Raw genomic sequence first — 25,949 nt, 5'->3', positions numbered from 1 at the left:
GATAATTATGTTGAAAGAGATAATACTTATGTTGATTTTTTAGTGTTTTCGCTATAATTTGAAGGAGTGCACCCGTAAACTTCTTTAAAACATTTGCTCAAATAACTTGAGCTGCTAAAACCTACGCGGTCTGCGATTTCTGTAATTGTTAAATCACCTTCTAGTATTAGTTGTTTTGCCTTTTTAAGCCGAAGATTGCGGATAAAATGGCTTGGAGATTCTTCTAATAATTTGGTTAATTTTCGGTAAAGACCAGTACGTTCCATATTTAAGTCGCTGCTTAGATTCTCTACCGTGTAATTTGGTGCATTTAGATTTTTTTCAACTATCTCAATAGCTTTATTTAAAAATGCTATATCTGCAGGTTTTTGAACTGGATCTTCTGTAGTAAAATCCTCACTAGCTTCAGGTTCCTCCTGTGTTTCTTCAAAAGTTTTACGTTGCTCAATAAGATTACGTATTCTTAAAAGCAATATTTCTTCCCGATGTTGCTGAGCGATTTTATTCTTAGTATAACGCATATAAAAATACAATGCTGTAAAAGTTAGTGTTAAAATCCCTACACAATACCCAATATATGCAATAGGGCTTCTCCACCATGGTGGATTTATCGTAATTTTTAACTTGCTTTTTTTGCCTTGCCATTCATCTATTCTGTTTGAGGTCATCACGTATAGCTCATACGTTCCTGGCTGTAGATTTGTATAGTTTATATTTAAAACACCATCGATAGTATAACCAGGGTTTACGGTTACCCAGTCTTTATCAACTCCTATCAGTCTATATCGGTAATAGGTCTTCTCATTATTTATATAATTGAGCGGTGCGTACTCTAAGGTTAAGAAGTTTTCGTTGTATTTGAGATTGAGTTCTTTAACTAGTGGTGTTGTTTGCTCTAAAATTACTCTATTATCGTAATTATGAAGCGGCTCTATTTTATTACCGTGAATTCTAAGCAATCTTAGTAAGGGTTTAAAAGGTAGGTCAGGAACTAATATAGGATTAGAGGATAAGGTATTAAAACCATCAACTCCCCCAAAAAATAACGTTCCATCTTGAGATTGATAAGCAGCATCGTTTAGGTATTCTCCTGTTAGAGTGCCATCAAGCTCATTAAAATTAGTGAAATGAAGGGCTTCGGTTTTTGGTTCAACTTTTATTTTGGAAATCCCATTACTGGTTGTAATCCAGAGTTGGTTATGTTGATCTTCTAAGATAGCGTGTATAAAATTGTTAACTAATCCATCTTCAACGTGAATCATTTTTCCGCTTTCATCGATGTGTCTAAAAAGCTCTAAGCCGTCTGATGTCCCACCCCACACCCAATTGCGACTATCTGTAAACAGAACTGTATAAGATTTATCCTTATAGGTTGTTGTTTGTGTCGAGTTATTTAATTGATTAATAACATCGCGTGACAAACTTTCCCACTTAACTTCACTTAAATAAACACTATCATTTGATTTAATATGATATTGATAATAACTTGTATTTGTCTTTATATAAATAGATCCATTAACATCTTCTGCAAAAGACTGAACAGCTAAGTCTTCTAAAGTAGACTGTTGAAAATAATTAGGTCCAATTTTTCTAAAACTAAATCGTGAAGGATGATGATACAAGAGTCCACGATTGAATGTACCTATCCATAAAGCTCCTTGAAAATCATAAAAAAGAGTGCTTATTTGAGTTTTAATTATATTCCCGTCTATTGTTTTGAGAGATGGTAAATAGTTCTTAATATTCTCATTTAGATCAATTTCCCAAATACCTTTTAAGCAGCTTATATAAGCTTTATTCTTATCTGTTATATCTAGAGTGTTTAATATGTATGGGGTTTCTAAAATGGTTTTCCAAGTTCTGGTTTTAGGATTAAAAAAGAAAAAACCACCTTGAAGACCATTCCGAAGTTGATAAAAACCCATTTTCGCTTTAACCACCATAGAAGTTCTATCGTAATTTTCTAAATCACTTAATGCATACGCATTTGTAGAATACATTTGCTTTTGCATTTTTAAATCGTAACAAACCACTGCACCAGTATTATAAAAGAGGTATAAAAAATCCCCATTACTTCCTAAATCTTGTAATCTTCCAAATTGAGTAAGATTTTCAATCGAAAGTTTAGATTGAGGTTGTAAAAGCCCTTCATTACTAAGTAGCCATATTCGTTTGTGATCATCCAGAAAAAAATCTTGAAGGGGCTGAGAGATACCTGTACGATTTAAAAAAGCTAATGGTTGTTTGACATAGCGTTCCTTTTTAAGATTAATACTCATTAACTTATATTGATCTTTGATCCATAACAGAGAATCGTTACTTTGATAAATACGATAATGACCATCGTATTTAGTTAGCGTAGCTATATCTTTATTACTGCGATGTATGTATTTGAATTTATAACCATCATATATATTTATATTCCCACTAGTAGTAAATACCATACGACCATCTTCAAGTTGAAGAATATAACGTACTTGATTGTCGCTAAGACCGTGTGAAGTGTTTAGCTCAGAAAATGTAAAATTTGAAACCTGCCCGAACGACATGTTTGAAATAAAAAAAATAAAACATAAATAACGTACCAAATTATTCATTCTTAGAATCCACTATTTAAAACTTGACACGCCTTAAAGTATAAAATACAATGGAAAATTTTAGACGCTCATTGTAATTGATGATTGTTAAATATAAGGTAGTTGAAATTAACGCAACAACTTTAATCCTCAGTTTAGAGATATCTATGCGCCAGTTGATGGATTTGTGATCAATGGCGGATTCAAGATAAAGTTGTAAATACTTAGAAAAGAAAAAAACCGCATATCGCTTTTATGCAATATGCGGCTTCTGGTACCCCGGGCGGGAATCGAACCCGCACTCGTAAGAACTGGGTTTTGAATCCAGCGCGTCTACCAATTCCGCCACCGAGGCAAATGTGGAGGTCAAAATTAGTAAAAAATACCAATCTTTCATTAAAATTTATCATTAAAAAAACTTCACTAGACAATTAAATTTATACTTTTGCAGCCTCTTATAAATTTAGCTAATCTAAACATAAGATACAGATGCCTTTACAAGAACCCGAAGCAAAAATATTCCCCTGTACACAAAGCAGGGCTTTAGCAGAAAAGATAGCTGAGGCTTACGGGCAACCGCTAGGCAAAATTATCACTTCAACTTATAGTGATGGCGAGTTTCAGCCTTCATTTGAAGAATCTATAAGAGGTACACGGGTTTTTATTATAGGCTCAACAATGCCTAGCAGTGAAAACTTAATGGAAATGCTGCTTATGCTTGACGCTGCAAAACGTGCTTCAGCAAGACATATAACAGCTGTACTTCCCTATTTTGGGTGGGCAAGACAAGATCGTAAAGACAAACCAAGAGTTCCCATAGCTGCAAAATTAGTGGCTAACCTATTAGAAACTGCAGGAGCAACCCGTATAATTACTATGGATTTGCACGCAGATCAAATACAAGGATTCTTTGAACGTCCTGTTGATCACTTGTTTGCATCAACCGTGTTTTTACCCTATTTACGTTCTTTAAATTTACCGAATCTTACAATCGCCTCACCAGATATGGGTGGGTCAAAAAGAGCTTATGCGTATTCAAAAGCTTTAGATTGTGATGTCGTTATCTGTTATAAACAACGGGAGAAAGCTAACGTTATAAGCTATATGGAGCTTATAGGTGATGTAAAAGGGCGCAATGTTATCTTAGTTGATGATATGGTAGATACTGCAGGAACACTTACTAAAGCTGCAGATTTAATGATGGAGCGTGGCGCTATTAGCGTACGAGCTATCTGTACTCACGCCTTATTAAGTGGTGATGCTTACGAGCGTTTAGAAAATAGCAAGCTGCAAGAGCTTATTGTAACAGATAGTATTCCTCCTCGAAGAGAAAGCAATAAAGTGCGTATAGTAACTTGCGCAGATTTATTTGCAGATGTAATGCACCGTGTTCACAACAACACTTCAATTGCATCAAAATTTATAATGTAATTTATTAATACTTAATATATAATTAAATGAAGTCAATCACGATCACAGGATCTAAAAGAGAAAGCGTGGGCAAGAAAGCTGCAAAAGCCCTACGTAATGCTGGAGAGGTTCCTTGCGTATTATACGGAGGGGATGAGCCAGTACACTTTAACGCACCAGAATTAGCGTTTAAAAGTTTGGTTTATACTCCAGATGCGCATACCGCGACTTTGGAGCTTGACGGAACTACCTACATGGCAATTCTTCAAGACATTCAATTTCACCCGGTAACAGATCGCATTCTTCATGTAGATTTCTATCAGATTTTTGAAGGTAAAGAAGTTACAATGACAATCCCTGTACACTACGAAGGTAACTCTAGAGGTGTACGTAATGGTGGTGTTCTACGTAAGACATTCCGTACATTACGCGTTAAGGCATTGCCTAAAAACCTTCCTGATTTTGTAATTGCAGATATCACTAAACTTAAAATTGGTGACAAATTGTACATTACTGAAGTTGAACAAGGAGATTGGAAATACCTTCACCCAGACAACACCGTTGTTTGTCAAGTTAGAACTTCACGTAATATGGTTGAAGATCTTGAAGATGATGATGAAGAAGAAACTGAAACAGAAGCAACTGAACAAGCTGCTAATCCTGAAGCATAGTTTTATTCAAAACTCAATAGAAAACACCCACTTTGTGGGTGTTTTTTTTTGCTCATTTTCTAACCCACTACAATTCGAACAATTTTTCTGAGAAGCTTTGCCTATTATTAATCATCTATACATTCAAAATCATAAATTTGCAGGGATTTGTTGTGCTTGCGTTAGTAAATAAATTGCAAACAAAACAAGTATCAATTAAGAGTGCCATTGATTAATCGCACAATAACTATGAGTACATTCTTTAGCAATCTTTTTGGCTCATCAAAAAAAGAAATAGTAGACCCTATGAAGAAATTCTTAATAGTAGGCTTGGGAAATATAGGTCCTAAATACACAGAAACCCGCCATAATATAGGTTTTAAAGTAGTGGACGCATACGCAGAATTAAAAGAAACTTCCTGGACTACCGAAAAATTAGGTGATGTAGCATATACAAAGGTTAAAGGCAAAACAGTAATTTTATTGAAGCCAAATACCTATATGAACCTTAGTGGGAAATCTGTGAATTTCTGGATGCAGAAAGAAAAAATTAATCTGGAGAATTTGTTAGTTATCACAGATGACCTCAATCTTGATTTTGGCACAATCAGAGTAAAAACTAAAGGTAGTGACGGCGGACATAATGGTTTGAAAGATATTCAAAATCAATTGCTCACATCAAACTATAATCGCTTTCGTTTTGGGATTGGAGATCGTTTCAGTAAAGGTAGACAAGTAGATTATGTCCTTGGTGAATGGGTGAAAGAAGAGCAACTTGACATGCCCGAAAGGTTAGATATGTCCTGTAAAGTTATAGAAAGTTTTATAGCTTCGGGAATTACAAATACAATGAACGAGTACAACGGTAAATAAATTGGAACAACATACATCTGCAGAAAGCTTTAATGGCTCAAAACATACCGTAGTAACTATAGGTACTTTTGACGGAGTTCATCTGGGCCACAAAAAAATAATAGATAGACTACTCGCGAGTGCATACAACAACGACTTAGAGTCTGTAGTGCTTACTTTTTTTCCGCACCCTCGTATGGTGCTACAAAAAGACACTCAAATAAAATTGATAAACTCAATTGCAGAACGTAAAGCATTACTAGAAGCAACTACGCTAGACCATCTTATCATTCATCCTTTTACTCAAGATTTTTCGAGATTGACCGCAGAGGAGTTTGTGAAAACAATTTTAGTAGACCAGCTCAAAGCTCACAAAGTAATAATAGGTTACGACCACCACTTTGGACGTAATCGTAACGCAAATATCGACGACTTAAAGGAGTACGGTAAGCAATACAATTTTGAAGTTGAAGAAATTTCAAAGCAAGATGTAGACGATGTTGCTGTAAGCTCTACTAAAATAAGAAAAGCACTTCTAGAAGGCGATATCAGCCGTGCAAATGAATATTTAGGATATGCCTTTATGCTTAATGGCATAGTTACACGTGGCAAAGGTCTGGGTAGAAAATTTAATTATCCCACAGCAAATCTTAAAATCGAAGAAAACTACAAACTTATCCCTGCAAAAGGGGTTTATGTAGTGCGTTCTGTTATAGGTAACAAAAAGGTTTATGGGATGATGAACATAGGTACAAATCCCACAGTAGGCGGAAGCGATCTAACTGTAGAGACTTACTTTTTTGATTTTGATGAAGATTTGTATGACAAGCATTTGCAGATAGAATTACTTACACGCGTACGCGACGAGAAAAAATTTGAATCTGTAGATGAGCTAATCACAGCGATGCAAGAAGATGAGTATTTTTCTAAAAACTTCATAAAAACTTTAAATGCTTAACCAATATCTCTTCAAACGTGTAGACAACAGCGCACTTATCGTTTTTAGAGTGTTATTTGGTTTTTTAATTACTGTTGAAGCTTGGGGCGCTATCGCTACCGGGTGGATTCGCACCACGCTCATGGAAGGCGAATTTACCTTTAATTTTATAGGATTAAATTTTTTACAACCGCTGCCGGGTAATGGGATGCTATATTATTACGGCATTATGGGGCTGTTTGGAGTATTTGTTATGCTCGGTTTCAAGTACCGCTTTAGTATCATTGTATACGGCATAATGTGGTCTGCCGTCTATCTTATGCAAAAATCCTCTTACAATAATCACTATTACCTTTTAATGCTTTTACTGGGGATAATGGCTTGTATGCCCGCTAATAGATACTTATCTCTTGATGTAAAGCAAAACCCAGGTTTAAAAAAGATAAGTATGCCGCGCTGGGTGTATATCGTGATAATCGCTCAATTATGGATTGTTTATACCTATGCATCTGCAGCAAAATTTTACCCAGACTGGTTAGATGCGAGTATGGCAGCGCAGCTTATGCTTGCAAAGTCTAATTACTGGCTTATAGGTGATTTTCTTCAGTTAACTTGGGTGCACTGGTCCATTGCTTACTTCGGTATATTTTTTGACCTCTTTATAATTCCCGCATTACTCTGGAAGCCCACCAGAAAGTTTGCTTTTATTTTTTCAATTTTCTTCCATCTATTCAACTCCTTTGTATTTCAAATAGGCATATTCCCATATATGTCACTTGCGTTTACCGTGTTCTTTTTTCCTTCGGAAACCATACAGCGTATTTTTCTTCCTCAGAAAGAGCTTTATACAGCAGGGGAAATTATTAAACCGGCAAATTACAAACCAATGCTTGTTGTTGCCGCAATCTATTTTATAATACAAATAGGTTTACCGTTGCGTCATTGGGTAATTAGTGATGATGTTTTATGGACCGAAGAAGGTCACAGACTTAGTTGGCGAATGATGTTACGCTCTAAAGGTGGCAGAATAAGTTTCAAAGTAGTTGATAAAGAGTCTGGACTAACCATCCCTTTTGATCATACAAAAATGCTTTCTCGAAAACAACAACGCGCAGTAGGCACAAAACCCGATGTAATCTGGCAATTTTGTCAACGTATTAAAAAAGATTTTGCCGCAAAAGGTAAGGATGTAGCTATTTACGTTAATTGTAAAATACGCGTGAATGACAGTAAATACCATACCCTTATTGACCCCGAGGTCGACATGGCTGCTGCAAAATGGGATTATTTCTGGCATAATGAATGGATATTGCCATCTCCGCTCAACTCTTCTTCAGAAACTTCTAATAAATACGAAGTACGCAATTAATTAAGTTACTCAACCTAAGTTCATATTCGAGAAATTTTAGGCTCCGTTTTTAAATCGGGTTTACGTACTTTTGCCGTCTAAAATTTTAGATATGCTACACCTTGCAGACATTCGTGAGAACAAAGATGAATATATTAAAGCGCTTACAAAACGTAATTTTGATGCCTCGTCTATATTTGATCAGGTAATTTCTCTTGACGACAAGCGTCGTAGCACACAAACTTCTTTAGACAATACTCTTGCAGAAAGTAATAAGCTTTCTAAAGAAATAGGGATGATGTTTAAAAATGGTGAAGCTAAAAAGGCTAACATTTTAAAGGAACGTACCGTAAAACTTAAAGAAGATTCTAAAGACCTGCAGGATGCTCTAACTGCTACAATAGCTGAGCTGGATCAATTGTTATATACAATTCCTAACATACCTCAAGACAGTGTGCCGGCAGGTAAGACTGAAGATGATAATGAAGAGGTTTTCCGTAAGGGAGCTATTCCTACTTTAGAGGAAGGTAGTTTACCACATTGGGAGCTGGCTAAAAAATATGACATTATCGATTTTGAGTTGGGAAATAAAATTACAGGTACAGGTTTTCCGGTTTATAAAGGAAAAGGTGCCCGCCTCCAGCGCGCATTAATTAATTACTTTCTGGATAAGAATACTGCTGCCGGCTATATGGAATATCAAGTTCCACATCTTGTTAACGAGGCATCAGGTTTTGGAACAGGACAATTACCCGATAAAGAAGGACAGATGTATCACGCGGGCATCGATGATTTATACTTAATTCCTACCGCAGAAGTACCCGTTACAAATATGTATCGCGATAGTCTTCTTGAAGAAAAAGATCTACCTATAACCTGTACTGCTTACACACCTTGCTTTAGAAGAGAGGCTGGTTCATACGGGGCTCACGTACGCGGTTTAAATCGTCTGCACCAGTTTGACAAAGTAGAAATTGTGCGACTTGAAAAGTCTGAGAATAGTGATGCCGCTCTGGATGGAATGGTAGAACACGTAAAATCTATTCTTGACGAACTTAAATTACCGTATCGTATTTTAAGACTTTGTGGTGGAGATTTAGGGTTTACTTCTACTCTAACTTATGATTTTGAGGTTTTTTCTACAGCTCAGGATCGCTGGTTAGAAATAAGTAGTGTTTCAAACTTTAGAACATTTCAAGCAAACCGACTTAAATTACGTTACCGCGATGCAGATGGTAACAAGCAACTAGCACATACTCTTAACGGAAGTGCTCTAGCTTTACCTCGAGTTTTAGCCGGCATATTAGAAAATTATCAGACAGCAACTGGTATTGAAATCCCTGAGGTTTTGATTCCGTATTGTGGTTTTGATAAAATATAAAGCCTATAGTTACCCAGACTAATACTGGCGCAACTTTAGTATATTTATTAAAAATTGTAACTACGTGATACGCGCCCTTTTAGTCTTACTTGTTTTGCTTTGCACCTCTTTAAACGGTATTGCACAAGATGAGTTGGCTCGTAACTATGTAGAACAAGGAGCTTATGAAAAGGCGGCTTTAAGCTATCAAGAGCTTTTAAAAGAGGCTCCTTTAAATTCTAATTACATACGATCACTGGCAGGAGTTTATCATCAGCTAAAAAATTTTGAGGCTGCAGAAAACTTACTTATTGAAGCAATTTCAAAAATTAAAAACAACAAAACGTTGTTAGTCGACCTTGGGTACACTTACCAATTACAAGGAAAGAAGAACGAGGCAAAAACATATTATGATCTTGCTATCGCCAGCATTGCAGAAAATACAGCTTTTGCCTATCAAGTAGGTAATGCTTTTCAGCAATATAGTTTACTTGATGAAGCCACAACAGTCTATACAAAAGCTTCTTTACAGGATTCCCGATATAATTTTGAATCAGCCTTAGCGCGCATTTACGGCGAGCAAGGTAAAATTGATGAGATGTTTAATGCTTATCTCGATCTTATTTTAAAAGACGAAAAACAGGAAGGAATTGTACAGCGTTATTTTAATGAGTTTATTACTGAAGATCCCGAAAATGACGCAAATGAAATCCTGAGAAAAATACTTCTAAAACGAATGCAAGAAGACCCCAACTTACTATACAATCGCAAATTAAGTTGGCTTTTTATTCAGCAGAAAGAATACAACAAAGCATTTTTACAGGAGAAAGCTATTGCAAAACGAAGCAACAATAATTTATTGGGGATATTAAGACTTGCAGATGTGACATTAGATAATGAAGAGGATGATCTGGCAGTATCTATTCTGAATTATATTATCGAAACAACAACCGTTAGCGAGCTAAAATTACACGCAAGCCAAAAAATTCTAGAGTTACAGATCAAAACAGCTCAGCCAAACGAACTTGAAACTATAAAAACGGCTTATCAAAATCTACTTGCTGAATATGGCAAAGGGCTAGGCACATTAAATCTTCAGACAGATTATGCTCATTTTCTTGCGTTCAATAAAAAAGAATTTACTGCCGCATCTTTATTTCTAAAAGAAACTCTCGACCTTCCATTAGATGCTTTTCAGCAGGCACGTATAAAAATGGAACTTGCAGATATTCTACTTCTGGAAGAACGCTTTAATGAAGCTCTTATTTACTATTCTCAAATTCAAAAATTATTACCCAATAATCCCATAGCTCAGGAAGCCCGGTTTAAAGTGGCAAAGGCCAGCTATTATAAAGGAGATTTTGAATGGGCAAAGACCCAATTAAAAGTTTTAAAGTCTTCGGCAACTCAACTTATTGCAAATGACGCTCAAGATCTTTATCTGCTTATTACAGACAATGCAATAGAAGACTCTACCTATACGGGTTTAAAAGCTTTTGCCCGAGCAGAATTGCTACACTATCAAAATAGAAACACTGAAGCTCTTGCGGCTTACGACAGCCTCCTCATCTCACAAAAAGGCAAATCTATTGAAGATGAAGCGCTGTTAGCTCAGGCTATATTATTTGAAAAAAACAAAGAATTTAATAAAGCAGAACAGAATTATATAAAAATCACTACCCTATATAAAGAAGATATTTTAGCTGATGATGCATTTTATAGATTAGGCAACCTATATGCTACCGTACTTAACCAGCCGGAGAAAGCTAAAATTCAGTATGAGCAAATCATCTTTAATTTTGCAGATAGTATCTTTTATGTAGAAGCCCAACAGAAATATCGTAAATTAAGGGGAGACGCTATCAACTGAGGCGTATCTTTGCCTGCACAAAATAAAAAGCTCCTATGATTATATATAATGTTACCGTAAATGTTGACGATAGTGTTCACGAAGACTGGCTTTACTGGATGCGCAATGAACATATCCCTGAGATATTAGCAACCGGAAAATTCTTAAAAGCGTTAATGACAAAAGTTTTAGTAGAAGAAGAAATGGGTGGAAAAACCTACTCGGTACAATACACTGCTAAAAGCAAAGACAGTTTAACACGATATTACAAAGAAGACGCTCCACGACTTAGACAGGCTGCTGCTCGCTTTGGGGACAAAATTGTTGCCTTTAGGACTGAACTTGAAATCGTTTCTGAGCAAACAGAATTCAAGGCTCAATAGTACTAGATAAAACCATTCACAGAACTCAGATGAAAAAAAAGTTTACCAGATCACATTCTAAACCTACAGCAGACGATCCTATAAAGGCGAAAAAACATCTGGGTCAACATTTTTTGAAAGACGAGAGTATTGCCCAGAAGATCGCAGATACTTTATCGCATTCTGGTTATGATGATGTTTTAGAAATAGGTCCGGGTACCGGTGTTTTAACAAAATACCTTTTGCGTGAGAAAAGTCATATTACTGCAATGGATCTTGACAGTGAATCTATAGTTTACCTCAACCACAGCTTCCCGTTAGAATATCCGGCATTATTTGAAACTGGCTCATTGACTGTTCTTGAAGCAGATTTTCTAAAATATAATCTTAGTGAACTTTATGCAGATAAAGCATTTGCCATAACTGGAAACTTTCCGTACAACATTTCCACCCAAATTGTATTCAAAATGCTTGAATGGCGGGATCAGGTGCCTGAATTTAGCGGAATGTTTCAAAAGGAAGTGGCACAGCGTATTTGCGCACCTTCTGGTAGTAAAACGTATGGTATTCTCTCTGTTCTGGCACAGGCGTTCTACGATGCAGAATATCTATTCACAGTGCCACCGGAAGTCTTTAACCCGCCGCCAAAAGTAGATAGCGGCGTTCTTAAACTTACTCGTAAAGCAAATTATAAAGAGCTTGCCTGTGATCCCGACGAACTTTTTAAAGTTGTGAAAATGGCATTTCAACAACGCCGTAAAACTCTTAGAAACAGTTTAAAACAATTAGATTTAAGCGACACATTAAGAGCAAAAGACCTATTTGACAAACGTCCTGAGCAGTTAGATGTCGCTCAATTTATTGCACTTACTCAAGCTATTAACCAAGATTTGAATACCGAAGAATAGCAGGCAAAAACTATAGACTACACAAGAAGAAAACCTCATATATTCCCTTAAGAAATATAAAGCATATCCTTGATGTAGGAAGTGTTTTAAATGCTTTTGATGACCCGTAAATCTGTCACAAACTCACTCTTGTCTCACACTAGTTTATTTATATTTGCCAGACTCAAAAAAGAATGCAATAACCCGTTAAGTGAGCAACTATGGCTTTTGAAATTACCGAAGACCTTATAGAGCAAATCGAAAACTTAATCGAGGCTCGTAATGATGTTGCTATTTTAGAACTTCTTGATGAAGTTCACCACGCAGATATTGCTGAGATTTTTGATGAGATTACTACCGAAGAAGCTACCTATCTGGTAAAACTTCTTGATAGTGAGACTACTTCTGAAGCTCTTATGGAGCTGGATGAAGATTTGCGAGAAGACATTCTTGACAATCTATCCCCTCAGGAAATTGCAGATGAGCTTAATGAACTTGATACCGATGATGCGGTAGACTTTTTATCTGAGCTGTCTGATGAGATCCAAAAGCAGGTAATTGACGCTATTGAAGATGAAGACCACGCCCGCGATATTGTGGAAATGCTTCTTTATGAAGAAGATTCAGCAGGGGGGCTAATGGCAAAAGAGCTTGTAAGGGTTCGTGAAACCTGGACTGTAGCGGGTTGTGTACGTAAAATGAGAGCACAAGCACAAAATGTTACTCGCGTGCATTCGGTTTATGTAGTTGATAAAAAAGATCATCTTATAGGACGACTCTCACTTAAAGATTTACTTACAGCAGAAGCAAAATCAAAAATTTCTGACATCTATATTCCAAATGTAGACTCTGTAAATGTTCATGATTCTGGTGAAGATGTCGCTCGTTTAATGCAGAAATACGATCTGGAAGCTGTACCTGTTACAAATGATTCTGGAGTGTTATTGGGTAGAATAACGATCGATGATATTTTAGATTTTATACGGGATGAGGCCGATGAAGATTATCGTATGGCAGCCGGTTTATCACAAGGAGCTGAGGCCGATGATACCACCTGGGAACTAACACGTGCACGTCTTCCGTGGTTGGTTTTAGGGCTTGTAGGAAGTCTGGGTGCAGTAAATATTATGAAGAGTTTTGAGGGCGCTTTACAAGTACATCCCGAACTCTTTTTCTTTACTCCTTTAGTCGCTGCGGTAGCAGGAAATGTTGGCGTTCAGTCGAGTGCAATTATCGTGCAAGGTCTCGCAAATGATAATGTTACCGGTAGTCTATGGTTACGGCTACTTAAGGAGATAAGCATAGGTCTTATAAATGGTATAGCCCTAGGAATACTTGTAATTACATTCGGCTTAATATTCGGTTTTGGTTGGTTGCTTAGTTTAACTGTCGCAACTGCTATGCTCTCGGTGATAATCGTAGCGGCACTAGTGGGCACATTTGTACCTATTTTACTCAATTGGAAGGGTATTGATCCTGCAATTGCAACCGGACCCTTTATAACTACAAGCAATGATATTTTTGGTATTTTAATTTATTTCAGTCTAGCGAAACTTATGCTGGGCTTTTAGAGAGCACTTCAGTTTAAAAATCTTCCCAAAATATTCTCAAAATAGATTCTAAAATATGCTTGCAGATTTTAGTTTAGTATTTTTGAAGAATGAATGCAAAAACTTTCAAACTTAACATAACTGTCCCTCCAGAAGCCATAGATAATCTTGGTCATGTAAATAATGTTATCTATTTGCAGTGGGTTCAAGATGTTGCAGAAGCACACTGGCAGCATAATTCTACAGATGAAATGCTACAAATATATGCGTGGGTGGCTCTAGAGCATACTATAAAATACCATGCGCCAGCATTTGAAGGAGAACAGATCACTATAGAAACCTGGATAGAAAAGTTTGAAGGGGTTCGGTCATTTAGACGTACAAAAATTTACCGTCCTGCAGATCAAAAAGTTCTCGCAACGGCAATAACAAACTGGTGTTTACTCAATATGGAAACGCGTAAACCATTACGTGTTCCAGAAGGTTTTGCTGCTTATTACGAAGAAGTAAATCAATAAAATTACTCACATTTATTCCCTATGAAAATCTTACATATTGATAGCAATCATGAATTGATGATTGAACAGTTAGCAGCAGCCGGTCATATAAATCACGAAGACTACTCCTCCTCTAAAGAAGAAATCGAAGCTAAAATAGATGAGTATGATGGTGTGGTTATAAGAAGTAGGTTTAAAATAGACAAACAGTTTATTGATAAAGCAAGTAACCTAAAATTCATAGCACGTGTAGGTGCAGGCTTAGAAAGTATTGATATCCCCTATGCCGAGTCAAAAGGGATACATTTAATTGCTGCTCCCGAAGGAAATAGAAATGCTGTAGGTGAGCACGCTCTGGGAATGCTTTTAATGCTCTTTAATAAATTAAAACTAGCCGACGCTGAGGTTAAAGCGGGGCAATGGAATCGAGAGAAAAACAGAGGTCTGGAGCTCGAAGGTAAAACCGTAGGCCTTATAGGATATGGAAATATGGGAAATGCTTTTGCAAAAAAGCTACAAGGTTTTGATTGCGAGGTCCTGTGTTACGATATTAGACCGGGATTGGGTAACGCAAATGCACGACAGGTATCACTAGAAGAATTGCAAGAAAAATCAGATGTTTTGAGTCTGCATACGCCGTGGACACCCCAAACTGATAAAATGGTAAATACCCACTTTATTAGCGAGTTCAAGAAACCGTTTTGGCTTATTAATACTGCGCGTGGTAAAAGTGTAGTAACCTCAGATCTAGTTGAAGCCTTAAAATCAGGTAAAATTAAGGGTGCCGGACTAGACGTTCTGGAATATGAAAAGTTATCCTTTGAAAATCTTTTTACAGCCGAAGATATGCCCGAGCCTTTACATTATTTGATTAATGCAGATCAGGTTGTACTTACTCCTCACATTGCAGGATGGACGGTAGAAAGTAAAATAAAACTCTCACAGACAATTGTGGACAAGATTTTAAAGCTTTAGTTTAAAAATTTGAAACCTTATAATGGAACGCTCGAGAATCGTTTCTAAGAGAGCTTAAAATCATCAACCAAATAATCAAGTATGAAAAAAAGAGTAACCGGATTAGGCGGATTTTTCTTCAAGACAGAAAATCCAGATCAAATTAAAGAGTGGTATAAAACTCATTTAGGAATACCTACAGATCAATATGGATGGACGTTCTGGTGGCATGATGAAAATGGTGAAAAATGCTCAACACAATGGAGTCCGTTTCAACAAAGCACCAGCTATTTCAAACCTAGTGAAAAGCAGTTTATGATGAACTTTAGAGTTGAAAATCTAGTTGAATTACTTGAAGTTCTTAAAGAAGAGGGAGTTACTGTTGTAGGGGATATTGAAGAATACGACTATGGAAAATTTGGTTGGATTTTGGATCCTGAAAACAACAAAATCGAATTGTGGGAACCTAATGATTCTGTATTTTTAGAAAATAAATAAATTTTAAAAATAACCTAACAACCGTTATTCTATGAATGAAGATAAAAACTTCGGAGATCAAGCCAGAGAAACTGCAAATAATTTTAGTGATGGTGCAAAAAATTCAGCTAACGACTTTAAAGAAAGCTGGAATCAAACTACTAATCACGGCGAAAACAAAAAACTTCTTTGCGGAATTTTAGGAATACTTTTCGGATACTTAGGTATTCACAAATTTATCCTTGGTTATACTAAGGAGGGAATTATTCAGATTATAGTTTCGATTGTTACTTTTGGAATGGGAGGAATTATTGGCTTTATTGAAGGGATTATCTATTTAACAAAATCTGATGAAGAATTTTATCAGACATATCAAGTAGGAAGAAAACCCTGGTTCTAAGAAACCAGTTGCTATATATTTAAAAAGCTCAACATAAAATTATGTTGAGCTTTTTTTAGTTTTTAATTTAATACAAAAGCTACTATTCTTCTTTTTTAGCCTGCTCTAGCTTTTGCTCCAGTTCTGCCTGAAATTCTTCTAATACTGGTTTTACAGTACTTTCCGGAAGGTCTTCTATACGTATATACATTAAACCATCTATAGCATCATTAAAAAGTGGGTCTACATTAAAGGCCACCACTTTAGCATTTTGTTTAATATACTTTTTAATTAAAACTGGAAGACGCAGGTTACCCGTTTCCATCTCTTCAATGATTTTATCAAACTTGTTTAAGTCTGCTTCAGTTTCATCAAAAACAAACTCTTTATCGGCATCTTTAAGCTTTACCTTAAATTCTTTTTTAGGCCTAATATATTGTGCTATATACGGATCATAATAATGCGAGCGCATAAACTCAATCATCAATGACTTTGAAAAATTTGAAAATTGATTACTGATGCTTACGCCACCTATTAAATATTTATGCTCCGGGAATCGTAATGTGGTATGTACAATACCTCTCCAAAGTAAAAACAGTGGCATAGGTTTTTGCTGATACTCTTTAATAATAAATGCACGCCCCATCTCTATACTTTCTCCCATCATTTTATGCAACTCGGGCTCAAATCTAAAGAGGCTCTGTAAATAGAATCCGTTTATACCGTGTTGTGGCATAATCTGCGATCCTAGACCCATACGGTAAGCTCCTGCAATTTTTTTATTGTCTTCATCCCACAAGAACAAGTGGTGGTAGTGATGGTCATATTTATCGAGATCTGTAGGCTCGTTTGTCCCCTCGCCTACTTCTCTAAAAGTAATTTCCCGCAAACGACCTATCTCATTTAATATATTCGGAATAATTTCGGCGGATGCCAAAAACACTTCGTAATTTTTACTCTGCAGCAGTCTACGCTCAATATTTCTAAGGTTATTAACCTCCTGTTCAATAAGTTCAGACTTCACTCCTTTTACAATTTTCTTGGGCTCTCTAGGAACTTTTAAAGATTGCGGAATAGTACTTAAAATTGACTTTTTCTCAAAAGTCTTAGCAAGCATATAGGTTTTCTTACGTATGAATTCTGTAAACTCTTCTAAGGTAGTATGCTCTTTTTGAGCGGCAACATTAATAGGGTTTCCTATACGCACGTGTATGGTGCGCTTTTTCTGAGTAAGTAATTCAGATGGTAATTTTGCTGTACGCAGCGTATCACTTATACGTGATAATTGATAAAATAGCCTACTGTTTTTTGCGTGAAAATAAATAGGTACGATAGGAACCTCAGCACGTTGAACCAGTTTCATAGCGGCTTCTTCCCAAGGCTTATCTATTATAAGTTTATCATCCTTATATGTAGAAACTTCACCAGCAGGAAATATCCCTAAAGGATGCCCTTCCCGTAAATGCGTAATTGCTTGTTTAAAACCGGCAATGCTTGACTTAGCATCTTTGTGATCTTCAAAAGGATTTACAGGCATTACATAAGGCTTAAGCGGCTCTATACGGTGCAATAAAAAGTTAGCTATAATTTTGAAGTCCGGTCGCTGCTCAATCATAAGTTTCAAAAGCAAAATACCGTCTATTCCTCCTAATGGATGGTTACTAATTGTGATATAACTTCCATTCTTTGGGAGGCGCTTTAGATCTTCTTCGGGAATATCAAAATCAATCTCAAATTCGCCCAATATCGCATCCAGAAATTCTAAATCACTCAAATGCTTATTACGATCGTAAATTTCATTTGCTTTTGAGATTTTCAGCACTTTCATAAGTGTCCAACCCATAAATGTACCCGCAAAACCAAATTTATCTACTTTAATTGCTTTTGCGACTTCTTTTGCGGTAACTAATCCCATTAATTTCTAGTGTTCAAGACCTTTTGAAAAATACTAAAGGTATATAGTTTTAACTCAATTATTTTGAAGGCAAGGCCTACTACTAACAGACCACCAAAAAGGTAGAAAACAAATATAGGCAAAAACGCAGCAAGCATCCTATAATGTAACGAGTTGAACGGTATTTTGTGCAACTTGTTTTAATAAAATCTCTTTATTTAGCTCCAGTATCTCAATAGATTCTGCAGTGGCATGCCGTAAAGTATACAAATTTACATTCTGATGTACAGTAACTTTAAAATCTGCCCGTAATTTAGCTACAAGAACATCCAGATTCTTAAACTTATTATCAACACAAACCGAAAAACTAATTGCAGAATTCTGAATCAAATCTACCTTCATCTTGTAGATACCAAGAAGCTTAAAAATCTCACCTATATTTTCTTCTGCCATAAAGGAAAAATCCAGAGAGGCCAACTCTAGTAAAACCTGATTTGTTTTTAAAATATAGCAAGGAACTTCTGGTTCAATAGCCTGACCTAAACTCACTTGAGTTCCAAGAGCATCAGGATCATTAAATGACTTTACAAATAAGGGTATTTCCTTACGTTGTAGGGGCTGCAATGTTTTAGGATGTATAACAGAGGCCCCGTAAAAGGCAAGCTCTATCGCTTCCTGATAAGATATAAACCGAAGTAAAACTGCGTGGTCAAAATACCTTGGATCTGCACTTAAAACCCCCGGAACGTCCTTCCAGATAGTAACAGCTTTTGCATTTAAGCAGTAGGCAATAATTGCTGCAGTGTAATCACTTCCTTCTCTCCCTAATGTAGTGGTAAAGCCATTTGCTTCAGACCCTATAAAACCTTGCATTAGGTGTATTCCAGTTTTAGGGAGTCCCGTACTGAGATTTTGCATAGTTAACTCCCAGTTTACTTTACCTTCCCGATACGTAGCATCTGTTTTAATATACTCACGCACATCGTGCCAAACACTCGCAAACCCATTTTCACTTAAATAGGCATTTACAACGGTAGTACTCAATAACTCTCCGTAACTCACGACTTGATCATAAACAAAATCATAGTCTGGAGACTTGTTTCGATTTAGAAAACCATTTAATTCTTCAAATAGTCGCTGTAATTTTTTAAAAACCGGTGTAGCGTAGTTTTCAAATAAATCTTCAGCAAGTGAAAAATGATATTCTATAACTGGCTGAATGGCTTCAACACATAATTCTTTAGACTCAAAATAAGATGCTACGACGCGCTCTAATGCATTTGTTATTTTTCCCATTGCAGAAACTACAATGATGATATCTTTAGAAGTGCTTTTATTTAAAATAGAAATAAGGTTACGCACTCCGTCTGCGGTAGATACAGAAGCCCCTCCAAATTTGTAAACTTCAAAACTCATAAGCTGTTAATCGATTTTTCCTTTTGATACCAGAAACTGCTTCATAGCCTGCGTATCCATCTGCACCGTATTCCATTCTTGCATGACAGTTGCACCCGATCTTTGATAAAAATCAACAGCATTAGTATTCCAGTCAAGCACCACCCACTCTACGCGTTTTAGACCCAAGCTATATGTATAATTAATTACTTCTGTATATAAGGTCATTCCTATACCTTGACCTCTGTACTGCTCTCGTACAATTAAATCCTCTAGATGTACCGTGCGTCCTTTCCAGGTAGAAAATCTAAAATAAACTAACGCAATACCTAGTATGTCTCCCTCGCGTTCAGCAATAAAACATGTAAAATCACGATCTTCTCCGGTTCCGTAGGCAATTAAATCATCTACCGTAATTTCTACCGCATCTGGTTCTTTCTCATACACTGCAAGTTCTGTTATAAGTCTTAAAACCTGAGCCATATCATTTGATTCGGCTTTACGTATTTGTGCATTCATACCTAATTAATTTGCGGATAAAGATACATTTTTAATAAAAGAAGAAAATTAGTAATCTCTTAGGGTTACCTATAATTCTACCGGGTATAAATAAAAATACCCGCTACAATAAACTTGTGCGGGTAGTAATTAATATTCTAATTGTGCTATTTTTTCTCTAATAGATATAGATAATCTTCAAAATCTACACCGCCTTGAAAAATATCAATAGAGCGCTCGATTAATTTTTTAGCACGTTCTGCACTAAATCCTAAACCTATCGCATATTTTTCTATTAAAAAACGCTCGTGATCATCTATTGTATGGTCTACAAATATCATTCTGAATAAATCATGTAAACGTTCTAGACGTTTTTCTGAAGTATTGGGAGGGTTAATCGGGTATTTCCGTGCATTTTCAACGATATCAATATATTCACTCTCATCAATATCAAGTTTAACTGCAAAACGCTTTAAAAGTTTTGTTTCTTCGGCGTTAAGTTCACCATCAACAGTAGCCATATTTGCAATTGCTGCAAAATGACCTAAGTTACGTCTGTGCTCTCCGCTATCAAATAAATCTGTAAAAGACATGGTTCTAATTTTAAGAGATCAAAGATAGATATTCTGCAATCGTATAAAAATTTAAACTGTATTAATTTGAGGCTCCTACTAGCGACAAATGCATTTAAGTTTTTGAGATTTCTACTATAGCAACTCGCCTACTGGTAACTAGTAATTCTTAATAAGTTATAATTCTAGCTAATCTTTTCTTAATCCTATAAAGAGTAGTTATCGGGCTTCGTAATTTTAAATAAAAACCACTTAGTCATCGCAGAGCCTCTCTTACAATTTAACGACAAAGGTATATTTTGTGCAGCAGCCAATGTATATCTCGATCCTTGGAAACCAGTAGATAAAGCCATTATTTCTCATGGTCATGCAGATCATAGTCGATATGGGCATAAGTCTTATATCACACACCACACTAATGTTCCTATTATACGACATCGGCTTGGTGAGATTAATGTGACTGGTAAAGAATGGGGCGAAACTTTTGTAATTAACAATGTCAAATTTAGCCTGCATCCCGCCGGACATATTATTGGCAGCTCTCAAATACGCGTAGAACACAAAGGTGAAGTATGGGTATTTACTGGAGATTATAAAACGGAAGACGACGGGATTGCGGTACCTTATGAACCGGTTAAATGCCACACTTTTATAACAGAAAGCACATTTGGTCTTCCTGCTTTTAAATGGCGGCCTCAAGCTGAAGTTTTTACAGACATCAACAACTGGTGGGCAGAAAATAAAGCCGAAGGCAAAACTTCTATAATATTTGGGTATTCGCTTGGTAAAGCGCAACGCCTTCTAAGATATCTAGACACCGATATAGGTAAAATATATACGCACGGCGCTATTGAAAATATGACGGAGGTTATACGGCCTCTAACCCCGATGCCCATAACAACACGAGTGACCCGAGAAACTAAAAAAGAAGAATTTATAGGAAATATAGTTGTCGCGCCTCCCAGCGCGCACGGTAGTACCTGGATACGTAAAATGGTTCCTTATGTTACCGCTTCTGCTAGCGGATGGATGACCTTTCGCGGAGCGCGAAGAAGACGTGCAATAGATAAAGGTTTTGTACTTAGTGATCATTGTGACTGGCAAGGTTTACTCGAAAGTGTAAAAGCAACCGGTGCCGAAAAAATAATAAGTACCCACGGATATACCGATATTTTCACGCGCTTTTTACTAGAGCAAGGATACGATGCCCGCACTGAAGCAACTCAATACGAAGGTGAACTGGGAGAAGAAAATAAAAAAGAAGAATTAGAAGAAAATTAAATAATGACGATACTCTTCCCATAGGAGAGCCATTTGAAGGACAGCGAGAATGAAGGAATTTGCAGAACTTATTAGAAAGATTGATAGCACAAATAAGACAAATGTCAAAGTTGATGCACTTACTCAATATTTTAGAGAGGCTTCCCCTAAAGACAAAGTCTGGACAATAGCTATACTTTCTCATCGTCGTCCCCCTCGCCCTGTTAACACGACTCTCTTGCGCACTTGGGCTACAGAACTTGCTCATATACCCTTATGGCTTTTTGAAGAAAGCTATCATATTGTAGGTGATCTTGCTGAAACAATTGCGCTTATTATACCGGCTTCTGAAGAAAGTACTGAAAAAAGTCTAACGCAATTTTTAGAGGAAATGATTGCGCTCAAAAAGAAATCAGATGAAGAAAAAAGAGAATATCTACACGAGAATTGGACAAACCTCAACTATTATGAGCGTTTTGTTTTTACAAAACTTATAACGGGTAGTTTCCGTATAGGGGTGAGTCAGAAATTAATGACACGAGCACTTGCTAAGGCCACCGATATAGATATTGATGTACTTGCCTATAAACTAATGGGTAATTGGGATCCTAAAAAAATAAGTTTTCAAGAGCTAATTCTTGAAGAAAATGAATCTGATTACTTAAGCAAACCCTATCCTTTTTATTTAGCCTATGCAATTGAAGATAAGCCCGAAGATTTAGGTGATGTCAATAACTGGTATGCAGAACATAAATGGGATGGAATTCGGTCCCAGGTTATAATACGTGATGATGAACTATTTGTCTGGAGTCGTGGAGAAGAACTCGTAACAGACAAATATCCCGAGTTTCAATCTTTTGTGGGCACCTTGCCTAATGGCACTGTATTAGACGGGGAAATACTGCCATTTAAAAATGATTTAATAGGCACGTTTAATGATTTACAAACGCGTATAGGCCGTAAGAATATTACTAAAGCGCAGCTTACTAAAACACCTGTGATTTTAAAAGCTTATGATATTCTTGAATGGAAAGGCAAAGACATTCGTAATCTGGCTTTTTCAGAACGACGTGAAATTTTAGAGAAACTATATACCGAAGTTAAAACTCCAGATATTCCTCTTCATCTTTCAGAAACATTAAGTTTTAAATCCTGGGAAGAGGCAGCTATAGAACGGGAGCGCAGCCGCGAAGTTATGTCTGAAGGATTGATGCTAAAGCGGAAAGATTCTCCATACCTCGTAGGTCGTAAAAAAGGGGACTGGTGGAAATGGAAAGTAGACCCACTAACTATTGATGCTGTTCTCACCTATGCGATGCGCGGTCACGGTAGGCGTAGTAATTTATTTACAGATTACACCTTTGGACTCTGGGATAATGATAAAGAAGAGCTAGTCACATTTGCCAAAGCTTACTCAGGTCTTACCGATGCCGAATTCCGAAGTTTAGATGCCTGGATTAAACGAAATACACTAGAACGTTTTGGCCCGGTGCGTAGCGTAACTCCGCATCATGTTTTTGAGATTGCCTTTGAAGGTATTGCTCTTTCAAAGAGGCACAAAAGCGGTGTTGCAACGCGTTTTCCACGTATGTTACGCTGGCGCAAAGACAAGAAAATAGAGGATGCTAATACCTTAGAAGACCTAAAACAACTCATTCCAAAGCCAGACGCAGTAAGCTGAACGTATTTCAAGATAAACAAGGCTCTAAATTATTGAATTAAATATAAATTCAGCTAAACCAAATGAATACTTGGCTTCGCTCACAACTATGACAAATAAACAATTACATACCCTCGCAAAGTCGTGGTTTAAAAGTCAGGGATGGAAACCTTTTCCATTTCAAGAAGAAAGTTGGGATGCGTTTTTAGCGGGAAAAAACGGACTTCTAAATGCTCCTACAGGAAGTGGAAAAACCTATGCATTATGGGCCGGGTTTGTTTTGGATTACATTAAAAATAATCCCGATTTTAAAACTAAGCATAAACCGGGATTAAAAGCCATTTGGATTACTCCATTGCGGGCGCTTTCAGTAGAAATCGCACAGGCAGCTCAACGTTTTGCAGAAGGTATGGGAACCCAGCTTAGCGTAGGAATACGTACTGGTGACACTCCGCAAGCTGAGCGTGCCAAGCAAAAACGCAAGATGCCAGATTTATTAATCACTACTCCAGAAAGCTTGCAACTGCTACTAACTTCTAAAGGCTATGATAAAGTTTTTAAAAGTTGTACTTCTATCGTTATTGACGAGTGGCACGAACTACTGGGCAGCAAACGGGGCGTACAAGTAGAATTGGGATTATCAAGACTTAAAACAATTGCTCCAAAACTGCGTATTTGGGGGATTTCGGCAACTATAGGCAATCTTAATCAGGCACGCGAGGTACTTCTAGGCAGCAGCTCTGATGCTTTTGAAAATTCTATTCTTATTAAAGCTAATCTGGGAAAAACATACAAAGTAGAAAGTATTATCCCAGAAACCATGGAGAAGTTTCCTTGGCGAGGGCATATGGGTTTGCATCTTGTAGAAGAGGTAGTTCCTATCATAAATAATAGTAAAACGACCTTACTATTTACAAATACTCGTGCACAGTGTGAATTGTGGTTTCAGAAGTTGATGCATAAACATCCTGAATATGCAGGCGAACTTGCAATGCACCATGGTAGTATAAATAAAGAAACACGGGTTTGGGTTGAAGAAGCTATACGCAATGAAAGTCTAAAGGCGGTGATTTGTACTTCCAGTCTTGATCTTGGGGTTGATTTTGCCCCGGTAGAAAGTATTATTCAAATAGGCGGACCCAAAGGGGTCGCCCGATTTTTGCAACGTGCAGGACGCAGTGGACATCAACCGGGAAAAGAAAGTGTAATTTACTTTTTGCCCACACACGCTATTGAATTAATCGAAGCTTCAGCATTGGGTAAAGCCGCAATAAATCAAGTGGTAGAAGACCGCATTCCCTATTTATTGAGTTTTGATGTTTTGATTCAATATTTAACAACGCTCGCCGTTTCTGATGGGTTTTACCCTGCCGAGATCTGGAAAGAAATAAAACAGACGTTCTGCTTTCAAGCAATGACCGAAGATCAATGGCGTTGGATTCTCAACTTCATCACAAAAGGTAGTCAGTCTTTACAGGCATATGATGAATATAAAAAGATAGAGGTTGAAGATGATGGCAAGTTTAAGGTAAATAGCAAGGCTGTTGCTATGCGTCACAGACTGCAAATAGGCACTATAGTTAGCGATGCTGTATTACAAGTAAAGTTTTTAAAAGGTGGTTTTATAGGTAGCGTTGAAGAATGGTTTATATCAAAGTTGTCTCCGGGAGATGTATTTACATTTGCCGGTAAAAATCTCGAACTGTATCGCATTAAGGGAATGCAAGTGCTTGTGAAAAAGGCTAAAACCAAAAAACAAGCTCGCGTGGTTAGCTGGATGGGAGGACGTCTCACCCTGTCTGCACAGATGAGTGAATTATTACGCGAAGAATTGTACTCTGCAAATTTGCCTCTTTCTGAACAAACCCCGGAATTACAGGCATTGAAAGAGATTTTTGACCGTCAACGATTAGAATCTATAGTACCTACAAATGATCAGTTTTTAATTGAAACTTTTAAAAGTAGAGAGGGATATCATCACATTTTTTATCCCTTCGAAGGTAGATTTGTTCACGAAGCTTTAGGTAGTTTGTTGGCATATCGCATAAGCTTACTTTCCCCAATTACTTTTAGTATTGCCTTTAACGATTATGGGTTTGAGATTCTTTCTGATCAGCAAATTGATATGCAGCAGGTTTTAGACAACGACCTTTTTACATCACAGTATCTTTTTGAAGATTTACAAAAGAGCTTAAATAGCACCGAAATGGCACGTCGTAAATTTAGAGATATTGCTGTTATCAGTGGAATGGTTTTCACAGGCTTTCCAGGTAAGGTGATTAAAAATAAACACTTACAAAGCAACAGTCAGTTACTATTTGAGGTTTTCAGGGATTACGAACCTGAGAATTTATTGTTTCAGCAGGCGTATCGGGAAACGTTTGAGCACCAGTTAGAAGAAGGTCGTCTTCGGGTGGCTTTAGAGCGTATCGAAAAACAGGAAATTGTTGTTAAACATTGCCAAAAAGCCACACCGTTTTCTTTCCCTATTATTACCGATCGCCTTCGAGAGAAACTGAGTAGTGAAAAGCTAGAAGACCGAATTAAAAATATGCTGAGGTATCTGGATAAGATTTGATCGT

22 protein-coding genes and 1 tRNA gene are annotated in these 25,949 nt (G+C 36.9%); 17 read left to right on the top strand and 6 right to left on the bottom strand.

All coding sequences use genetic code 11. The annotated features are described in order from the left end of the window. Positions 1 to 26: 26 nt before the first annotated feature. Positions 27 to 2,549, bottom strand: a complete 2,523-nt coding sequence (locus ABVM53_RS08020; protein ID WP_405324896.1) for a helix-turn-helix domain-containing protein — start codon at positions 2,547 to 2,549, stop codon at positions 27 to 29. A 299-nt stretch (positions 2,550 to 2,848) separates the two neighbouring features. After that, positions 2,849 to 2,931 (bottom strand) — tRNA-Leu (locus tag ABVM53_RS08015). 134 nt (positions 2,932 to 3,065) lie between these two features. Between ABVM53_RS08015 and ABVM53_RS08010 the strand changes: the two genes are divergently transcribed. From ABVM53_RS08010 to ABVM53_RS07945, 14 genes are all read left to right on the top strand, one after another. Then, positions 3,066 to 4,007, top strand: a complete 942-nt coding sequence (locus tag ABVM53_RS08010; protein ID WP_128756272.1) for a ribose-phosphate pyrophosphokinase — start codon at positions 3,066 to 3,068, stop codon at positions 4,005 to 4,007. Between the two features lie 26 nt (positions 4,008 to 4,033). After that, positions 4,034 to 4,657 carry a 50S ribosomal protein L25/general stress protein Ctc gene (locus tag ABVM53_RS08005; protein WP_128756271.1) on the top strand — a complete coding sequence of 208 codons (624 nt, stop codon included), beginning with the start codon at positions 4,034 to 4,036 and terminating at the stop codon, positions 4,655 to 4,657. A gap of 228 nt (positions 4,658 to 4,885) precedes the next feature. Continuing rightward, complete coding sequence (gene pth, locus ABVM53_RS08000) at positions 4,886 to 5,509, top strand: aminoacyl-tRNA hydrolase (protein WP_128756270.1); 624 nt, start codon at positions 4,886 to 4,888, stop codon at positions 5,507 to 5,509. 1 nt (position 5,510) lies between these two features. Further along, positions 5,511 to 6,446, top strand: coding sequence for a bifunctional riboflavin kinase/FAD synthetase (locus ABVM53_RS07995; protein ID WP_405330835.1), 936 nt, complete (start codon positions 5,511 to 5,513; stop codon positions 6,444 to 6,446). Further along, complete coding sequence (locus ABVM53_RS07990) at positions 6,439 to 7,794, top strand: HTTM domain-containing protein (protein WP_405330834.1); 1,356 nt, start codon at positions 6,439 to 6,441, stop codon at positions 7,792 to 7,794. The genes ABVM53_RS07995 and ABVM53_RS07990 overlap by 8 nt, the downstream gene beginning before the upstream one ends. 91 nt (positions 7,795 to 7,885) lie before the next feature. Beyond that, a complete protein-coding gene (gene serS / locus ABVM53_RS07985; RefSeq protein WP_405330833.1) occupies positions 7,886 to 9,154 on the top strand; it encodes a serine--tRNA ligase in 1,269 nt (422 codons plus the stop codon). A gap of 64 nt (positions 9,155 to 9,218) precedes the next feature. Then, complete coding sequence (locus ABVM53_RS07980; protein WP_405330832.1) at positions 9,219 to 11,003, top strand: tetratricopeptide repeat protein; 1,785 nt, start codon at positions 9,219 to 9,221, stop codon at positions 11,001 to 11,003. 35 nt (positions 11,004 to 11,038) lie between these two features. Then, a complete protein-coding gene (locus ABVM53_RS07975) occupies positions 11,039 to 11,365 on the top strand; it encodes a DUF4286 family protein (RefSeq protein WP_371455257.1) in 327 nt (108 codons plus the stop codon). A 29-nt stretch (positions 11,366 to 11,394) separates the two neighbouring features. Beyond that, the gene (gene rsmA, locus ABVM53_RS07970; RefSeq protein WP_405330831.1) at positions 11,395 to 12,252 is read left to right on the top strand and encodes a 16S rRNA (adenine(1518)-N(6)/adenine(1519)-N(6))-dimethyltransferase RsmA; all 858 of its coding nucleotides are present in this window, start codon (positions 11,395 to 11,397) and stop codon (positions 12,250 to 12,252) included. Between the two features lie 200 nt (positions 12,253 to 12,452). Continuing rightward, positions 12,453 to 13,802: a magnesium transporter gene (mgtE, locus tag ABVM53_RS07965; RefSeq protein WP_405330830.1), complete on the top strand. Its 1,350-nt coding sequence runs from the start codon at positions 12,453 to 12,455 to the stop codon at positions 13,800 to 13,802. An 89-nt stretch (positions 13,803 to 13,891) separates the two neighbouring features. Then, positions 13,892 to 14,299 (top strand): thioesterase family protein, encoded by a 408-nt coding sequence (locus ABVM53_RS07960; RefSeq protein ID WP_405330829.1) that lies wholly within the window; start codon positions 13,892 to 13,894, stop codon positions 14,297 to 14,299. A gap of 21 nt (positions 14,300 to 14,320) precedes the next feature. Next, positions 14,321 to 15,253 carry a 2-hydroxyacid dehydrogenase gene (locus ABVM53_RS07955; RefSeq protein ID WP_405330828.1) on the top strand — a complete coding sequence of 311 codons (933 nt, stop codon included), beginning with the start codon at positions 14,321 to 14,323 and terminating at the stop codon, positions 15,251 to 15,253. 81 nt (positions 15,254 to 15,334) lie between these two features. Beyond that, positions 15,335 to 15,730, top strand: a complete 396-nt coding sequence (locus tag ABVM53_RS07950; protein WP_405330827.1) for a VOC family protein — start codon at positions 15,335 to 15,337, stop codon at positions 15,728 to 15,730. A gap of 31 nt (positions 15,731 to 15,761) precedes the next feature. After that, on the top strand, positions 15,762 to 16,109 hold the full coding sequence (locus ABVM53_RS07945; RefSeq protein WP_371455263.1) for a TM2 domain-containing protein: 348 nt from the start codon (positions 15,762 to 15,764) through the stop codon (positions 16,107 to 16,109). 82 nt (positions 16,110 to 16,191) lie between these two features. On the opposite strand, the gene ABVM53_RS07940 is transcribed toward ABVM53_RS07945, so the two are convergent. The 4 genes from ABVM53_RS07940 to ABVM53_RS07925 all read right to left on the bottom strand — a co-directional run bounded on the left by ABVM53_RS07940 (position 16,192) and on the right by ABVM53_RS07925 (position 20,468). Continuing rightward, the gene (locus ABVM53_RS07940) at positions 16,192 to 18,003 is read right to left on the bottom strand and encodes a GNAT family N-acyltransferase (protein WP_405330826.1); all 1,812 of its coding nucleotides are present in this window, start codon (positions 18,001 to 18,003) and stop codon (positions 16,192 to 16,194) included. Between the two features lie 138 nt (positions 18,004 to 18,141). Then, on the bottom strand, positions 18,142 to 19,398 hold the full coding sequence (locus ABVM53_RS07935; protein WP_405330825.1) for an aspartate kinase: 1,257 nt from the start codon (positions 19,396 to 19,398) through the stop codon (positions 18,142 to 18,144). 6 nt (positions 19,399 to 19,404) lie between these two features. Continuing rightward, positions 19,405 to 19,896 (bottom strand): GNAT family N-acetyltransferase, encoded by a 492-nt coding sequence (locus ABVM53_RS07930; protein WP_405330824.1) that lies wholly within the window; start codon positions 19,894 to 19,896, stop codon positions 19,405 to 19,407. A 146-nt stretch (positions 19,897 to 20,042) separates the two neighbouring features. Further along, positions 20,043 to 20,468 (bottom strand): TerB family tellurite resistance protein, encoded by a 426-nt coding sequence (locus ABVM53_RS07925; protein ID WP_371455267.1) that lies wholly within the window; start codon positions 20,466 to 20,468, stop codon positions 20,043 to 20,045. A gap of 237 nt (positions 20,469 to 20,705) precedes the next feature. Between ABVM53_RS07925 and ABVM53_RS07920 the strand changes: the two genes are divergently transcribed. The 3 genes from ABVM53_RS07920 to ABVM53_RS07910 all read left to right on the top strand — a co-directional run bounded on the left by ABVM53_RS07920 (position 20,706) and on the right by ABVM53_RS07910 (position 25,945). Further along, a complete protein-coding gene (locus ABVM53_RS07920) occupies positions 20,706 to 21,728 on the top strand; it encodes a ligase-associated DNA damage response exonuclease (protein WP_371455860.1) in 1,023 nt (340 codons plus the stop codon). Positions 21,729 to 21,777: 49 nt separating this feature from the next. Continuing rightward, a complete protein-coding gene (locus tag ABVM53_RS07915; protein WP_405330823.1) occupies positions 21,778 to 23,388 on the top strand; it encodes an ATP-dependent DNA ligase in 1,611 nt (536 codons plus the stop codon). Between the two features lie 88 nt (positions 23,389 to 23,476). Beyond that, entirely contained in the window at positions 23,477 to 25,945 is a 2,469-nt protein-coding gene (locus ABVM53_RS07910; protein ID WP_405330822.1) for a ligase-associated DNA damage response DEXH box helicase, read from the top strand. Positions 25,946 to 25,949: the final 4 nt, after the last annotated feature.

Origin of the sequence: Leeuwenhoekiella sp. LLG6367-2.1 (genome assembly GCF_045055775.1) — a bacterium.
In the GTDB taxonomy this organism is placed as follows: Bacteria; Bacteroidota; Bacteroidia; order Flavobacteriales; family Flavobacteriaceae; genus Leeuwenhoekiella; species Leeuwenhoekiella aequorea.
Note: the sequence above shows the minus strand (reverse complement) of the source record. Positions and strands in the feature narration are given on the sequence as shown.

What these genes read in the sequence shown, in the direction of transcription:
- ABVM53_RS07940 (WP_405330826.1), bottom strand. Translation starts at nt 18,003, where the DNA reads ATGGGATTAGTTACCGCAAAAGAAGTCGCAAAAGCAATTAAAGTAGAT.
- ABVM53_RS07950 (WP_405330827.1), top strand. Translation starts at nt 15,335, where the DNA reads ATGAAAAAAAGAGTAACCGGATTAGGCGGATTTTTCTTCAAGACAGAA.
- ABVM53_RS07960 (WP_405330829.1), top strand. Translation starts at nt 13,892, where the DNA reads ATGAATGCAAAAACTTTCAAACTTAACATAACTGTCCCTCCAGAAGCC.
- ABVM53_RS07925 (WP_371455267.1), bottom strand. Translation starts at nt 20,468, where the DNA reads ATGTCTTTTACAGATTTATTTGATAGCGGAGAGCACAGACGTAACTTA.
- mgtE (WP_405330830.1), top strand. Translation starts at nt 12,453, where the DNA reads ATGGCTTTTGAAATTACCGAAGACCTTATAGAGCAAATCGAAAACTTA.
- ABVM53_RS07930 (WP_405330824.1), bottom strand. Translation starts at nt 19,896, where the DNA reads ATGAATGCACAAATACGTAAAGCCGAATCAAATGATATGGCTCAGGTT.
- ABVM53_RS07915 (WP_405330823.1), top strand. Translation starts at nt 21,778, where the DNA reads ATGAAGGAATTTGCAGAACTTATTAGAAAGATTGATAGCACAAATAAG.
- ABVM53_RS07910 (WP_405330822.1), top strand. Translation starts at nt 23,477, where the DNA reads ATGACAAATAAACAATTACATACCCTCGCAAAGTCGTGGTTTAAAAGT.
- rsmA (WP_405330831.1), top strand. Translation starts at nt 11,395, where the DNA reads ATGAAAAAAAAGTTTACCAGATCACATTCTAAACCTACAGCAGACGAT.
- ABVM53_RS07975 (WP_371455257.1), top strand. Translation starts at nt 11,039, where the DNA reads ATGATTATATATAATGTTACCGTAAATGTTGACGATAGTGTTCACGAA.
- ABVM53_RS07955 (WP_405330828.1), top strand. Translation starts at nt 14,321, where the DNA reads ATGAAAATCTTACATATTGATAGCAATCATGAATTGATGATTGAACAG.
- ABVM53_RS08010 (WP_128756272.1), top strand. Translation starts at nt 3,066, where the DNA reads ATGCCTTTACAAGAACCCGAAGCAAAAATATTCCCCTGTACACAAAGC.
- ABVM53_RS07935 (WP_405330825.1), bottom strand. Translation starts at nt 19,398, where the DNA reads ATGAGTTTTGAAGTTTACAAATTTGGAGGGGCTTCTGTATCTACCGCA.
- ABVM53_RS07990 (WP_405330834.1), top strand. Translation starts at nt 6,439, where the DNA reads ATGCTTAACCAATATCTCTTCAAACGTGTAGACAACAGCGCACTTATC.
- serS (WP_405330833.1), top strand. Translation starts at nt 7,886, where the DNA reads ATGCTACACCTTGCAGACATTCGTGAGAACAAAGATGAATATATTAAA.
- ABVM53_RS08005 (WP_128756271.1), top strand. Translation starts at nt 4,034, where the DNA reads ATGAAGTCAATCACGATCACAGGATCTAAAAGAGAAAGCGTGGGCAAG.
- pth (WP_128756270.1), top strand. Translation starts at nt 4,886, where the DNA reads ATGAGTACATTCTTTAGCAATCTTTTTGGCTCATCAAAAAAAGAAATA.
- ABVM53_RS08020 (WP_405324896.1), bottom strand. Translation starts at nt 2,549, where the DNA reads ATGTCGTTCGGGCAGGTTTCAAATTTTACATTTTCTGAGCTAAACACT.
- ABVM53_RS07945 (WP_371455263.1), top strand. Translation starts at nt 15,762, where the DNA reads ATGAATGAAGATAAAAACTTCGGAGATCAAGCCAGAGAAACTGCAAAT.